The organism is Micromonospora sp. NPDC048909, assembly GCF_040649635.1.
Classification (GTDB): Bacteria; Actinomycetota; Actinomycetes; order Mycobacteriales; family Micromonosporaceae; genus Micromonospora.
In genome coordinates, this window is the sequence record NZ_JBEZFU010000012.1 from 70,793 (window position 1) to 86,062 (window position 15,270).

A 15,270-nucleotide genomic window follows, 5' to 3' on the forward strand; every position below is an offset into this window, starting at 1 on the left:
AGCGGGTTTATCCCAACGTCGTGGTCAAGTTCTCAGATGAACCGGCTCGACGCCGCAGGTGTGATGCTGCCCGAGGTACGGGCGCTCAGCCGGCCTGCCCTCGACGAACTCGCCGGGCACCGGCGGGAGGCGCTCACCCTGCCCATCGTCTGCGAGGGCGCCAGGACGGACACGCTCGCCGAGCTGCTGCAGGCCGACCCGAACCGGCGGGCCATGTGGGAGGACCAGGTCGCCGCCTGCCAGCGGGCGCTCGCCGAATTCGCCACGGCGACCCTGGTCGCCGCCGGCCACCGGATGACCGTCCCCGACCGGTACCTCGCCGAACCGCGCTGGCTGCTGGCGCAGCTCGGCGAACTGCGCCAGCGGTTCGCCGCCGGCAAGAGCGTCAACAAGCTCTTTCAGGGCACCCTTGCCGAGCTCGCTGCAGCCTGCCGCATATACGGCGAGATCCTGCGCATCACCGGCGACGTCGACATCGTCGTCGCGTACGTCAACTGCCTCCGGCTGCGTCAGGAACTCGCTACCCGGTGGAGCGCGTGGCGGAAACAGCTCAACCTGCCGCAGGAACCCGACGAGCAGGCCGAACTCCGGGCCGCGCGGGGGTGGGTGTGAACCTGACGGAGTGGAACAGCAAGCTGCTCGACGACGTCCGTTCGCGTGGACGACAGGGGCAGCGGCTGTACCTTTACGTCGATCGGGATCTCCTGGCCAAGCTGTCGGGCATGCCTCCCCAGGCCGCCGTCAACGACTTCAGCCGCGCCTTTCGCGTGTCCATGGGCATCGAGCCGTTCAGGCGCGGGGCTCAGGCGGCGACGGCCTGGCGCCGGTCTGGCTTCATCGGCGATCCGCCGTTCGTTGCGCATTTGGCCATGACGGTCCTCGCGGTGACGGAGGAGCCGATCGGCGGCAGCCACGGCATCTACGCCTGCCAGAACGGGCTCCTCGGTCTGCCAGAGACGCCCTCCGCGCCGCCTGCCTACGGTACCGAAGTTCCCTTGCTCTGGAGCATTTGGAACTCCTGGTTGGACGGACCTGGGAGCGTCTACGGTGTGAAGACCGCACAAGCGCATCCGCACTGGTCGCTGCAGGGGTGGGCGCGTAGCCAAGGGCTTGTGCGCTTCTCCGATCGGCTTCAACTTGACGACTACTTCGCAGCCACTGCCGGCAAGGCTTCGTTCGATGGACTGCTGACCTGGCTGCGGTTGCGCCGGCCGGACCTCTGGCGTCGCTTTCAGGAGGAACCCGCGCTCGACATCCTCCGGGACGTCTTCGACGAGGAGGCTGCGCGCTGGTCTCGGGAGGGTCGCCGGGAGCAGGTTCGGCCCGGTCGCCAGGGCCTGCTGCAGTACGACAATTGGACGCGATCCTTCAACGGAGCCGTGCCAGTGGACGACGCGATGCTGAACCGGACCGTCGACCTCGGCGACGGTGAACAGCGCGTCGTCGAGGAGTCCGACAGCTTGCTGACAGTGGTGCCAAAGGTGCCGGATGAAGCCCTGCTGCGCGATGGTGTCGAGCACCGGCTGGCGGATGCCCTGGTTAAGCGCTTCGGCGGTGAGACGGTCTACGTCATGCGAGAGGATCCGCTCGTCAACGGGCTGTTGCAGGTGCGGACCTGGACCCGTACCGACGTGGCCGACGTCCTGGTTCGCCGGGACTGGCTGCCCCGTGTTCGGTTCGCCCTCCGCGCGGCCGGCATTGAAGCCAGCGAGCATCCCTCGGGAATGGTCGACTGGATTTGGCTCAAGGGGATAGAGCTGAGCCCCATCCAGCGGCCGGTACTCGAGTGCCTGCGCCTCGCGCACCCGGGGACTAGTGACGAACGACAGTCGGTCCTGCAGGGCGGTATGCGCCTGGGGGCGAACACCTATCTCGTCGGCGGCGAGCCGGATGTGCTCTTCGAGGGCGACCAGCCCACTCAGGTGAAGGTCGATGACGCGCCGGTGGCCGTCGAACCGGGCCAGCATCAATTGAGCCTCTCCGATCTCGTCCTCGCGCCGGGCCGCCACAGCGTCGAGTCATTGAGCGGCAAGCTCTCGTTCCAGAGCGTCGAGTACGTACATGAGACGGCGGTGGCCGGTGGGATTTCGGTGCCAGTCGAGCGGCGTCGTGGCGCCTACGCATTTGGGTCCGCGACGCGCAGCTGCGCGTCGCAGGCGTCCCTCGCCGGCGCGTCGCTGCGGGGCGTTGAGGTGACCGAGCCGCTCGTGATCAGACGGACTCCGGTCTCTGAGGTTTTGATCATCACGGAAAGTGGCGAGGTCAGCGAGATTCACCCAGCCGCTCCATGGTGGCTGCGCACCCTCGATCTGCAGCCGGCTGCGATCGACGTGCTGGCGGCGATCCGCATCACTTCTTCACCGGTGGCCTGTCTGGTTATCCGCAATACCCGCAGCGGCAGCACCCAGGCGATCGCCGTGCCGCCCAGCGCCCAACGCATGCAGGGAAAGGTCGAGACCCAGCCGCGCCCGGACGCCATCCCGTCGCTGGCGTTGACTCTCCACTCGTGGTCATGGATCGGACCGCCCCATGCCCGGATCCGCCGGATCCTGGGCCAGGCGATGCAGGCCCGCAACCCCAGCCGCCCCCGGTCGTCATGGTCCCTCAAGCAGAGCCCAGCACCCACGCGAACCGATGTGTCTGATGGACCTCTCGTCAACAACCCATTCGACGATGTGCTGACCTGGCTCTCGGAGCGGGAGCACGGGCGGGCCCCGGTTCAGGCGTTCACCGCCTCCTGGGAGTGGGCCTGCATGCGCCACGGCTTCTCGTCGCTGGCCGCTCGATGGCGTCGTGCGCTGCGCATCCTCGAGGAACTCGGCCACATCGAGCGCGACTACGACACCATGCAGATCGGCGTCGCGCCGGCGACGCTCGTCGCGCTGCCCGCGGCCTCCGGGCTGTACGTCCTGACAGGCTCGCGGCCGCTTCGGCTCCTTGAGCGCCTCAATGACCCGGATGACCGCGATGCGCTCGTGGCAGAGGCAGCGTCGTCGTGGGAGGTGCACGTCCGCACGCCAATGGATCGCGGCGGCTGCCCGGCCGGACCTCAGGCGGTGTACGTCGAGTGGGATCCGGCGCACCGCGACGGAGTCCGCCTCGGTCTTGAGCGCCTGGGTGTCGGTCTGACCGGGTTACTGGCCGACGCGCTGCTCGCCATGCAACCCGGCATCCGACAGCTGGACCTGGTGGGCGAGCAGCTGACCATGTCGCCGGGCCGGGAGATGTGGTTGCGCTACCGCGTCGCCAACGGCTCCTTTGAGTGGGCTCCGGTCTCCTCCGACGCGGCACCGGGCCTGCACTGCTACCGGTTGCGTCATCGAAGAGTCTTCGCCTGGCGAGCGGCCCTCGGCGCCGAGCTGGTGCAGGTGGAGTTCGCGGTCGGTGAGTGGCTTGGGCGCGCGGCGGTCGGCAAAACCAACCTCCTCCTCGCGGATGAGAGCGCCCGCCGGCTCCTAGCGGTCCCGGCAAGCGTTCCGCTGCCGAAGCTGCTAGCTCGCTCGCTCGTTCTGCGCAGCGGCCTGCCACCGCGCGAGGCACTGTCACGAACCGATGGTTCTTCTTACCAGGTCTACGAAAACGTTGACGCGCACACCATCGGGCTCGTTGCTCGTGTCCTGGCGCAGGTACCTCTACACACCGACATCACGACGAAATTGGCATAGGTGAGTCAACAGATGGCCTCTTCCGCGCTGACCCTCGACGGGCTCCAGGAGTACCTCGAGTACGCCTTCCTGCGCTACTACGAAACGGCCTATGAGCTGCGGGACACCGCACTGGAGCAGGAGCGTCGACAGCTTCTCAGCCAGCGTGGCACCGTGTTTATCGATCCCTACGTCGAGTTGATGCCGTCGTACCCGTCGTCCGCCTCGACCATGGCCGAGATCTTCGACAGCCTCGGCCTGCCGGAGGCGGGCGCGCTGGTGAAGGCGGGACTGCTTCCGCATCCGTCGCCCTGGCAGCACCAGGAGGAGGCACTGCGCGCCTCGCTGGCCGGCGACGACGTCATCGTCGGCACGGGAACCGGCTCCGGTAAGACCGAGTCCTTCCTCCTTCCGGTGCTCGCCCGACTGGTGAAGGAGTCGCGTGCCTGGAAGACGCAGCCGTCCGCGCCGAGCGCGGCCTCGTGGTGGCGCGGCAACGGAACCTTCCAACCCCAGCGCGGCGGTGAGATGGGCCGGCTTCCCGGTATCCGCGCGCTTCTTCTCTATCCGATGAACGCGCTCGTCGAGGACCAGATGGTCCGCCTGCGTACCGCTCTGGACTCGCCCGCGGCGCGCGGCTGGCTGGCGCAAAATCGACCGGGTCACCGCTTCTACTTCGGCCGCTACACCGGTAGGACACCCTTGCCCGGAACGCGGCAGACCGCCACCCCGGACAAGGTCAAGCGGCTCGCCAAGCTGATGCGCGAGGCGGAGGCCCGCCACCAGCGCCTCTTGCAGGGCATCACCGACGGCGATATCGAGGAGAGCTGGCGTTACTTCCTGCCCGCGCTAGACGGCGCGGAGATGCGCTCGCGGTGGGACATGCAGGACGCCGTACCGGACATTTTAATCACTAACTACAGCATGCTGTCGATCGCGCTGTCCCGCTCGGACGAGGCTCCGATGATCGAGGCGACCCGTCGGTGGCTGGAGGCCTCGCCGACGCACCAGTTCAGTCTGGTCATCGACGAGTTGCACATGTACCGGGGCACCTCCGGCACCGAGGTGGCCTACCTGCTCCGGCGGCTCACGACCGCGCTTGGCCTAGACAAGCGCCCGGAACAGCTCCGGGTGATCGGAACCTCCGCGAGCATCCAGGACGACGCCGAGGGCCGCGCTTTCCTCAGCGAGTTTTTCGCCCGGCAGAACCGCTCGAGCTTCACCTTCATCAAGGCGGAGCATAGGGTTCCGGACGGTGTGGACGACCTGCAGACCTTGGCGGCGCCCTTGCTCGCGGGCGAGGTGAAAGTCGAACACCTGCCCACCGACGACTCCGTGAATCGGGCTCTCACCCTCGCGATGACCGAGGATGGCGAGTTCCGGCCCCGCTCGATCGCGACGGTCGCCGGCAAGGTCTTCCCAGACAGCGCTCCGGAGCAGGCGCGGAAGGCGCTCGATGCGCTCACTGCGCTGCTGGAACAGCAGCCTTCGCCCGCCGCCCGGCTTCGTGGGCACCTCTTCGTCCGCACGCTGCAGGGTCTGTGGGCATGCGTCGACCCTGGCTGTCCTCAGGTGTCCGAGGAGCTGCGGTCGCCCGACCGTCGCATCGGCGCTCTATACGCGGGGCGGCGGTTCACGTGCGAGTGCGGTTCCCGCGTTCTGGAGCTGCTCTACTGCCAGTCATGCGGCGAGAGCATGCTCGGCGGCTACGTCGCCCGCGCCTCCGGCCGGGAGTTCCTCGTCTCCTCAATCGCCTCTCTCAACGAGCTGCCGGATCGAGCTCCGACCGGCCGCAACGCCCAGAACTACCGGGTCTACTGGCCCACCGGCCGGGAGCAGCCGGTGGGCACCACGCAGTGGCAGCGCAAGGGCACCCCGACGGCCACCGATTCCAAGGCGCCCAAGTATCAAATGAAGTTCGTCAAGGCCAGGCTCTTTCCAGGTAGCGGCATGCTGGAGCGTAACCCGAAGCAGCAGCGGACCGGCTTCGTCTACACCCTGTCCGCCGACGGCGCCGAGGACCGGATGCCGGCCTATCCCACAAGATGTCCCTCCTGCGGAGACGACTGGGAGTGGGTACAGAAGAGCAAGCGGGTAGAGGACCGCCAGCGGTCGCGTTCGTCGATCCGTACACAGGGTGTTGGTTTTGACAGGGCCAACCAGGTGCTAACCGGCGCCCTCAAGCGGCGGCTCCAGTCTCATCTCGTCACGTTCTCCGACAGTCGGCAGGGTGCGGCACGTGTGGCGGCCAATCTTGAACTCGCGCACTACCTGGACCTTATCCGGGCGTTACTCTTCAAGACACTGCGGGAGAAGTCGGAAGACGGTGGTCTGCTGCACAAGGTGCTCGACGGCGATACCAGCCCTGAGACCATGGCATTCCTGGAGCGCCTACAAGCCACCGACTCCAACGCCGCCACGGCTGTTACGAAGAAGTCGGCTGGCTTTCCGCTGAACAGCGCCGATGAGCGCGCGTTGCAGGGCGCGATAGAGACGTTGGGTGGACGGCCGAGCCTCGTCGACCTTGTCAACCAGTTGCAGCCGATGGTGCTGGAACTCGGGGTCAATCCGGGCGGTCCGGCGCCATCGCTTAACCGCCTACGCAACGATCTGTCGTGGACCAGCCTGTTTGACTGGGACGTGCACCCCGTACGAGACCGTGGCGCCTTCCTGGATGCCGAGGGCGCAGGTCTGCTCGACAAGATTAAGCGGACCCTTGCCGAGCAGGTGGTCAAGACTGTGTTCGCAGGTGGGGACCGGGACGCAGAGTCGCTCGGTGTGGCACACGTCGTTCCGGCATCGGCCATCTCCCTCGGCTCGCTCGACCCAGCGTTGGCCCACCAGTTCGCCTGCTCGGCGCTGCGAATCCTTGGTCGTCGCCGTCGTCTCCCGTGGACGACCGATGCCGAGAGCAAATGGCCCAAACAGTTGTTGGAGTACGCCGAGGCAGTGGCGAACATGCACCCGTGTGGTCTCGACGGTGCGGGTCTGACCGACGCGGTGGGCCAGCGGGTCAAGGCGGGCCAGGCGTCCGGCTTTCGCGTGGACCCGAACGAGATGCGTATCGCCCTCATCGACAAGCCACAGGTGTGGCGGTGCACGATCTGTCGCACCAAGCATCTGCACCCCAGCGCCGGCATCTGCATCACCTGCTACCGCCAGCTGCCGGCTGAGCCGGAGCCGTCCGATGCCGCGAAGGAGGATTACTACGCCTGGCTCGCTGATCAGGACGGCGGCGCCTACCGGTTCCACTGTGAAGAACTCACCGGGCAGACGGATCCGCTCGAGGCTCAGGCTCGTCAGGCCCGATTTCAGGGTGTCTTCCTGGCCGGGACGGAGGTGAAGAAGGCCGATGAGATCGACATTCTGTCGGTCACGACGACCATGGAGGCAGGTGTCGACATCGGCGCCCTGCGCGGAGTCGTCATGGCAAACATGCCTCCCCAGCGCTTCAACTATCAGCAACGTGTCGGCCGTGCAGGGCGACGGAGCGAACATCTCGCCATTGCGCTCACGGTGTGCCGCGGCGCTCGCAGCCACGACGAGCACTACTTCGCTAACCCGGCGGCGATCACTGGTGACGAGCCGCCACAGCCATTCCTCGACATGCGGTCCCAGCCGATCCTGACTCGCGCGTTCACGGCCGAGGTCCTGACCCGCGCCTTCCGGGGGGTGGCGGCTCAATTGGCCTTCGACGGTGGCCGCAGTGTGCACGGCGAGTTTGGGTCGGCCGACGACTGGCTGAACTATCCAGGCCTCGGGGACGCCGTTCGCGGTATCCTCGCCGCCGGACGCGACACCTGGGCCGCTATCGCCGAAAGTCTGCTCGCCGCGACTCGAATCGATCCGGCCACGGCCGGTGAGCTGGCCGATTGGGCGACGAACGAGCTGGCCGACCAGATCACCAGGGTTGCCCAACAAGCGCGGGTGCCGGCTCTGTCGGAGGCTCTCGCGCAGGCGGGCCTGCTGCCCATGTTCGGCTTCCCGACGCAGGTGCGAGTCCTGTACACCGACCGGCCGAAGAATTGGGAAGAGCCCAACACCCTGGATCGGGACTCCGGGATCGCCATCTCCGAGTTCGCCCCGGGATCTGAAGTGGTCAAGGACAAATCTGTACACACCGCCGTCGGGGTCGTCGCCTACATGCAGCGGCCGGACGGCTCCTGGCAGGAGAGCCCCGACGACCCCCTCGGGCCGCTGTCAAAGGCCGGGATCTGCCAGTCATGTCTTGGCATTGCCACGACCCCCGCCGACAACTGCCCGCACTGCGGCGCCGGCGCTCCCGACTTCACCCAGGTGACACTGGCGGAGCCACTCGGCTACCGGACGTCCTACTGGCCGCGCGACTATGAGCAGCTCGGCGACCCGACGGCGCGCGCTTCCCAGCCGAGGCTTGCCCTGGACGAGGTGGCCGACGTGAAATACGCCAACGCACTCATCCGGTCGGCGAACGGGGAGATCCTCGCGGTCAACGACAACACCGGCGAACTCTACGAGTTCAACCGCGCCAACATGACCACCAAGAAGGGCTCGTGGGCGGCGAACGGGCTTATCGAACTCGGCCTGCTCACCGACAAGGACCGGCAGGACCGGGCCAAGCTGTGGGGCCATGCCGTCGCGGGGCCGGTACGGGAGCCGGTCGCCCTCGCCGCGCGGCGGCGGACCGACGTTCTCGTCATGGGCCTCGACCAGCTGGAGCCCGGGCTCGTGATCAATCCCCAGGAGCCCGCTGGCCGTGGCGCCTGGGCGTCGCTCGGCTATCTGCTACGCGATGCCGCGGTCAAGTGGCTGGACATCGGCCCAGAGGAGATTCAGGTCGGCGTGCACCCCAGGAAGCGCGGGGAACACGTCGTTGGTGAGCTGTTTATCGCCGACAGCCTCGAAAACGGCGCCGGCTATGCGTCCCGCCTCGCCGAGAAGATCGAGACACTATTTGACGAGGCTGACGCCTACGCCAAGGGCCTCGCTGAGCACGACGGCGGCCGGCCCTGTGACTCAAGCTGCCATAGCTGTCTGCGTGACTACAACAACCGGTCGTGGCATCCACTTCTAGATTGGCGCCTCGCCGTAGACCTGCTGGAACTGCTCCGAGGCCGGCCGCTCGAGATCGACCGGCAGCGTGATCGCGACTTTCATGCCGCTAAGAAGTTCGCGCGCGACTTCGGCCTCACGATCAGCGACGGCGAGGTCCCCGTGATTATCGGCCAGGGGCAGGGCAGCTTGGCGATCATGCATCCCTTCGAGGATCGTTCTCCGACATCTCCCAACCTGCGGACGGCACGCATCCGTGACAGTTACCGGGGAGTGACGTTGGCGACGTCGTACGAACTGATCAGGCGGCCCGGCGCTTTGATTGCGCAGCTGATGTCCGGCTGAGTGGACCATGCGCCACCGCAGCGCTGCTCATTGGCGAGGTCCTCCAACGAACGGCGCTCGTTGCAGAGGGGCAACGCTTGACATCGGTCGCCAGATCAGCTGAGCTCTTGGATGATCCGCGACTTCCCGACGATCGCCGACGGAGAGCATCTCATGCATCGCCCTGATTTACCCAGGATGACCGTCCTGTCGCTTTTCACCGGCGCCGGTGGGCTGGACTGTGGGCTGGAGGCCGCTGGGCTGGAGACCGTCGGCTGCGTCGAACTCGATCATCTCTGTCGCCGCTCGCTTGAAGAGAACCGCCCGAACTGGAAGCTCTTAGACTCTGCGGACGTACTCATGGCGGCCGAGTCCTTGAGCCCGGCTGACCTGGGGCTGGCCAGGCGGGAACTCGACGTGCTTGCCGGCGGGCCTCCCTGCCAGCCGTTCTCTGTGGCTGGACAGTGGACCAGCAGTGGGCGCCGGGGTATGGAGGACGACCGAGCCCGGACCGTTGCCGCGATGCTTGACTTAGTTGAGATTTTCCTGCCGAGGGCGCTGGTGATCGAGAACGTCGCTGGCTTCCTGCGCGGCAGGATATCGGCATTGCCGTTCATGACCAAGCGGCTCGACGAGATAAATGAGCGGCACGGGACTGCTTACCGACTGCACGCCGAGATCGTGGACGCTGCGGACTATGGCGTACCGCAGCACCGCAAGCGTGTCATTGCCATCGCCACCCGACAAGGCGCTCCGTTCGCCATGCCGGAACCGACATTCGCCGATATCCCTATCACTGCATGGGACGCGATCGGCGATCTCAAGGAGGAGGTAGTGCCAGCCTGCAAAGGTGGATGGACCGATCTCCTCCCTTCGATCCCGGAGGGTGGTAATTATCAATACTTGACCGTGCGTGGCGGTGGGAGCGAGCTGTTTGGTTATCGTACCCGGTATTGGTCGTTTCTGCTCAAGCTCGCTAAAGACAAGCCGTCCTGGACTCTGCCTGCAAGCCCTGGTCCATCGACTGGACCATTTCACTGGGCCAATCGGCCATTGTCTGTCCGAGAAAGAATGCGGCTACAGAGCTTTCCGGACGACTGGCAGACGGTTGGGAGCTATGGAGAGCAGGTGAAGCAGATCGGCAATGCCACGCCTCCGCTGCTCGGCGAAGTCATCGGGCGTGCGCTTGTCTCTCAGGTTCTCGCACCAGGCACGACATATCCAAGGAACGCCACGCTGCTCCGCCCGCGTCTCGGCGCTGTACCATTGGCCGCCCCGCCGGCGCCGATTCCGTCCCGGTTCGAATCTATGGTTGGGGAGAAGACGGCCCACCTTGGCGCGGGCAAGGGGCCGGCCCCGCGGCAGACCGTCGCGAGTTAGGGCAGATCGGTGAGACGGCTCGGCTCCTTGGATCGCCGAATCCATCAGGGCAACTACGGAGAAGCTTTCGTGCGGGTCCTGGCCGCCTCAGCGGGCCTCGTGGTATCCCGTCCCGAGGTTGATACTACTGGCGAAGACTTCATCATCGGATGCCCCGGCTCTCGTGGCAGCACTCGGCATCCAAAGATCGAGGTCCAGGTGAAATCCTGGAGTAACCCCGCCGGCAGTGATCAGTCTTGGCGCTACCGTATGAAAGCGACGCACTACAACGAGATCGCGGGAAACGAATTCTACCTGCCTCGGTTCCTCTTCCTGATCATCGTCCCGGCTGATGCGTCGCTATACACCAAGGCCGAGAGCGACGCGCTGCGTCTGTACTACGCGGGGTATTGGGCCTCGTTCCGAGATCAGCAGTGCGTCGTTGGCGTCCAGACGGTAACGGTCGATGTCCCCAAGCGGAATCTGTTGACCGCCGAATCACTGCATAGCCTCTTTCCCGGTGAGCCGGCAACGGGGCCCCTTCAAGGAAGTTCGTCATGACTCTCCAATACTCAGACCTTGATGCGGTTGAACCGACGAAAGTGGCGCAGTATCTGCGCGCCGCCGGTTGGGTAGAGCGCCAGCGTGGCCTGCACGCCGTGGTTTGGACCTTTGGAGAGGGCGACGAGGAACTTGAGGTTTTGTTGCCGCTGGACCCTTCATTCCGGGACTACCGCGCCCGCCTCTTCGACATGTTGCAGGTGCTTTCTCTGGCCGAGGAGCGTGACCCGCAGGCAGTCGTCGCGGATATTGGGGCATTGACAGTCGACACCCAGCATTTCCGGCTGCTACCCAGCCTTCCTTCGGGGAGCATCGCGCTTCTTCATGTCACGGACGCGATCCGTGGCGTGCGAGACCTGATGTACGCGGCGGCCCACTTCGCATTTGACGGCCGGCCCATGCTGGTGCAGCCGCGCAAACGTCCACAAGGCGTTCATCGCTTCGTGCGGGACGTTAGGCTCGTTGCTCCGACCGCGGGTAGCTTTGTACTCACAGCACAGATTCCGTTGGAGCAGGCCCACCGGGAGAGGTTTCCTCGGCAGCACGGGCGTACGGAGCCCGTCGCACGGCAGGATGCCATGTCTAATCGGCAAGTAGCGCTTCAGCTGCACCAGGCAGTGCGCGCGACCCATCGTGCGGCCGGTGAGGCTCTTCGCGATGGATCAGTTGAACCGTTTGCCGCCCGAGCCGGCGAGGGTGTCTCGTCGAACCTCTGTGAGGCGGTTGGCCTGATCGGCCGAATGCAACCCTTCGAACTCCGGTTCTCGTGGGCGCAGTCAGCGCCTCTGACGGTGCAAACGCCGCGGCTTAGATTCGACAATCATTTGGTTGAGGCTATTGACGCTGCTGCCAAGGAACTCCCAGGGTTTGCCGAGGCGGAGCAGGTCGAGTTGGTTGGGCAGGTGGTCCAGCTCAACCGTACCGAGCGGGGCACTGGTCAGGTGACCCTGATGGGAGTCCTACGGGCGGGGGCACGCGAAGAGCATGGGGTGCGCCTGTCAGCGACCTTGTCTCTCGACCAATACGACATCGCCGTCAGGGCCCACCGAACGCAGCAAGAGGTCCTCGCAGCCGGCCAGCTGCTTCACAATCGTCTCTATCCCGTGCAATCATTTACTCTTTCGGGTGATTAGCGGTTTCGCGCTCAGATTTCCTGCCGAAGTCACAGGTTCTCTTAAGCTCCATCGTGTCGCGCGGGCGAAGTCGTCAATAATCAGAGCGCCGCTGGCACTGGGTAGTCGTCCGCCGTAGGCCCGTCGACGATGTTGCTGTCGCCGACGGAACCGTCATCCATGCGTCGTCATCGCCGTCGGTCAACCGCAATCGCAATTTCGCCTACCGCGTCAGCGCTAGCGCGGGCGAAGAGAGTTTCCTCTAAGGCTTCTGAAAGTTCCTTCTCCCAGGTCAGCTCCATCGTGCCCGGGGTGCCAGTGAGCCGCAGGCCGCTCGGTGCGGTCAGCACCGGCAGGGTGGTGGCGCTGGCCTGGGGTGACTGGACGGAGAGCTTGTTCCGGTACTCGGCCTGCACCACGTAGTAGTAGGTGGCGGCTGGGGCGAGCCCGGAGTCGAGGAACTCCAGGCCGCTGCTGCTGCCGAGCTGGGTGTAGGGGCCGCCCGACCCGGTGGAGCGCGAGATCCGGTACGCGGAGGCCTGCCGCGCCGCCTGCCAGCTCACCCGGATCTGGGTGGACGAGACCGCCGTCGCGCTGGTCGTCGGCGGCGGGTTGATCGCCGGCCCGGCCTGGGCCGGTGCCGCGGTCAGTTGGGTCACCGCGACGAGCGCCGCCACCAGTGCGATGCCGAACAGTCGTAAGCGGACAATGTTGGCGACGGCCGAGGACATCGCCGGCTGACTGGGCCGGCGCGAGGTCCGCTGGCAGGAAAGGGCCAGGGCACCTGCCCCCCCGGTGCGGTGACAGGTGCCCTGGCGGTCGGAGGGGTTCAGGTCAGGAGACGCCGCCCGGCTGGACGACGCCGTTGACCTTCAGCGTGTACGGCGCGTACTGGCTGACCTGCTCGGTCGGCTCGTCGTAGGCGACCACGGCGACGACCTTCGGGAAGACGCTCAGCAGGGCCAGCTGCGCCCGGTTGAGGGTCAGGCTCGACTTGCCGTCGAACTCGAACTGCCAGGCGAGCGAGTGCTTTTCGTCCAGGCCGATCAGGCGGACGTTCCAGTTGTGGACGCTGACCGGCTTGATCTCGGTGGGCGAGTCGAACGGGGTGAGGCTGCTGCCGTCGCTGACCGTGGTGCCCCCGACGGTGATGTCGTCGATGAGCCAGCCGCCCTCGTTGACGCCGCCGTCGCTGACGTAGCGGAAGCCGAGCAGGACGGACTTGCCGGCGTACGCGGACAGGTCGTAGCTGTGCGCCTCGAACCCGTTGGTGGTGCCGTTGACCGCCGGGCCGAGCGGCCCGTCGGTCGTCTTGTCGCCCGGGATGGCGGTGTAGGTCGCGCCGCCGTCGGTGGACACGGTGACGTAGCCGTAGTCGAAGCCGAGTTCCGCGCCGTACTTGGCGACGAAGCGCAGCGTCGGGTCGGTCGTCGGCACGGTGAGCGTGGTGACGGCACCCGCGTCGGTGTTGTTGTCGTTGCCGGAGAACAGGACCGGGTTGCCCGCGCGGTCCGGGTCGTTGCTCACTACGGTCCAGGCCAGCGGCAGCGCCGGCAGGGTCTTGCCGCCCTGGAACGACAGCGACCGCAGGTCACGCCCGCGCAGCAGCTGGCCGTCTGCCTTCTGCAGCGGCACGTAGTCGGCGCCGTTTGGGGCGGCGCCCGGAGTGGCGTTGGCGGCCGGGTTGGCCAGGTTGACCGTGGAGCGCAGGCTCTTCGTGGTCACCCGGCTCTTCGGTACGCCGAGCATGACGCCGTGCCGGTTGTCCCCGACGATCTTGTCGACCAGCGTCATCGTCTGGTAGTCGTGGATGACCTGGTACATGTCCTTGGCGCCCTCGGCCTTCAGCGCCGCGCCCAGGCTGGCCAGGCCCTGCAGGTCACCGTCGTTGTGCAGGCGGTGGACGACGTCGGTGCCGTACCGGTCGTAGAGGAACTGGATGAACGAGTACGCGTTGCCGTAGTCGGCGAGCACCGCGTTCGCGTTGGGGCTCTCGTCCCAGAGGTTGAGTGAGTTCTCCGGGCCGCCGCAGTCGCGCGGGTTGGCGTTGTACGGCGTCTGCACGGTGCCGAAGCCCTGGTAGCAGTAGAGGTGGCCGTCGGCGCCCCGGTCGAAGACGGTCGCCGTGGTGTCGACGTAGCCGGTCAGCGTCTGGGCGAAGTCGGAGAGACCCTCGTTGAGCCAGGTTCCCTCGAACGGGTCGGTGTAGTAGTGCGCCAGGTGCTGCCACTCGTGGGCGAAGGTGCCCTCGTAGCTGAACGGGCGGGCCGGGCGGCTGGTGCACAGGTCGTCGGTCGGCTCGTTCGGCGGGTTCGCCCCGGTGCGGTGCAGCCAGTCGAACGCGTCGACGGTCATCACGTTACGGTCGAACAGCTCGTTGAGCTGCGCCGAGAAGAAGCCTGCGATGTAGGTCGGCGCGGCCGGGAACTGGAAGTAGTTGTCGTCCCGGACGTTGTCGATCAGGGTGACCGTCTTGTTGCCGCCGCCGGTGTAGACCCCGCCGTTGCCGTCGGCGTCCGGGCCGATCAGGGTGTTGCTGCCGTCGCGGTCCGGCGGCCGGCTGAACGCCGCCGTCTCCTTCGGGTACATGTTGGTGTCGAACTCGTGCACGAAGTTCTGCACCTGCGCGTCGGTGATCTGCGTCGACGAGGCCACCTGGTTGCGGCAGTCGTTCGCCGGGAACCCGAGGTCGTTGGCGACCCACACCTCGATGTTGTCGCCGACACCGCGCAGCGTGTAGTCCTTGCGGTAGTAGCTGCCCTGGGTGTCGTCGAGCCCGAGCCACTGCCGGACGGTGCCGACCGCCGGGGTTTCCGCCGCCTGGGCCTTGAAACGCGCCTGTGCGCGCGGCTGGTAGCGGGCCGGCGTCTCGACCTTGCGGCCGTCCAGGGTGAAGTCCTTGCGGGTGAGCTCGCGGGTGTCGTCGCTGGGTCGGTCGTTCGTCGCGGCCGGCTGGGCGGGAGCGGCCGCCGCGGCGGTCGCGGGCAGGACACTCAGGAGCGGTAGGACGAGTGAGATGGCTGCGGCACCGGCGATCCGGCTGCGTGCCATTGGCCCCCCTTGGGTCTGTTGAGTCCGGTGGACGGGGTCTGCGTCGCGAGCCACCGGGGTTCCATTCACGTTCGTACTGCTAATGGTTGCCTTTGGCAATCATCTGGCCGCATGATCCACCGCACTGGGCCCGCCGTCAATGGCAGCGGGCCGGGCCCGGCGACATCGCCGAGCCCGGCCCAGGGGAG

At 66.5% G+C, this 15,270-nt stretch carries 8 protein-coding genes; 6 read left to right on the plus strand and 2 right to left on the minus strand.

Translation table 11 applies throughout. The features are described 5' to 3' along the window. Window positions 1-36 precede the first annotated feature (36 nt). From AB0C04_RS26705 to AB0C04_RS26730, 6 genes are all read left to right on the plus strand, one after another. The gene (locus AB0C04_RS26705) at window positions 37-612 is read left to right on the plus strand and encodes a hypothetical protein (protein ID WP_357059519.1); all 576 of its coding nucleotides are present in this window, start codon (window positions 37-39) and stop codon (window positions 610-612) included. Next, the gene (locus AB0C04_RS26710; RefSeq protein WP_357059522.1) at window positions 609-3,665 is read left to right on the plus strand and encodes a hypothetical protein; all 3,057 of its coding nucleotides are present in this window, start codon (window positions 609-611) and stop codon (window positions 3,663-3,665) included. The genes AB0C04_RS26705 and AB0C04_RS26710 overlap by 4 nt, the downstream gene beginning before the upstream one ends. Beyond that, the gene (locus AB0C04_RS26715) at window positions 3,666-9,020 is read left to right on the plus strand and encodes a DEAD/DEAH box helicase (protein ID WP_357059524.1); all 5,355 of its coding nucleotides are present in this window, start codon (window positions 3,666-3,668) and stop codon (window positions 9,018-9,020) included. A gap of 111 nt (window positions 9,021-9,131) precedes the next feature. Next, the gene (locus tag AB0C04_RS26720; protein WP_357059526.1) at window positions 9,132-10,379 is read left to right on the plus strand and encodes a DNA cytosine methyltransferase; all 1,248 of its coding nucleotides are present in this window, start codon (window positions 9,132-9,134) and stop codon (window positions 10,377-10,379) included. Window positions 10,380-10,448: 69 nt separating this feature from the next. Continuing rightward, window positions 10,449-10,919 (plus strand): DUF4365 domain-containing protein, encoded by a 471-nt coding sequence (locus AB0C04_RS26725; RefSeq protein ID WP_357059529.1) that lies wholly within the window; start codon window positions 10,449-10,451, stop codon window positions 10,917-10,919. After that, window positions 10,916-12,052 (plus strand): hypothetical protein, encoded by a 1,137-nt coding sequence (locus AB0C04_RS26730; protein ID WP_357059532.1) that lies wholly within the window; start codon window positions 10,916-10,918, stop codon window positions 12,050-12,052. The genes AB0C04_RS26725 and AB0C04_RS26730 overlap by 4 nt, the downstream gene beginning before the upstream one ends. Before the next feature lie 167 nt (window positions 12,053-12,219). Here AB0C04_RS26730 and AB0C04_RS26735 read toward each other — a convergent pair whose 3' ends face one another. Further along, window positions 12,220-12,762 carry a fibronectin type III domain-containing protein gene (locus AB0C04_RS26735; protein WP_357059535.1) on the minus strand — a complete coding sequence of 181 codons (543 nt, stop codon included), beginning with the start codon at window positions 12,760-12,762 and terminating at the stop codon, window positions 12,220-12,222. 103 nt (window positions 12,763-12,865) lie between these two features. After that, window positions 12,866-15,082, minus strand: coding sequence for a choice-of-anchor J domain-containing protein (locus AB0C04_RS26740; RefSeq protein ID WP_357059538.1), 2,217 nt, complete (start codon window positions 15,080-15,082; stop codon window positions 12,866-12,868). Between the last annotated feature and the right edge of the window lie 188 nt (window positions 15,083-15,270).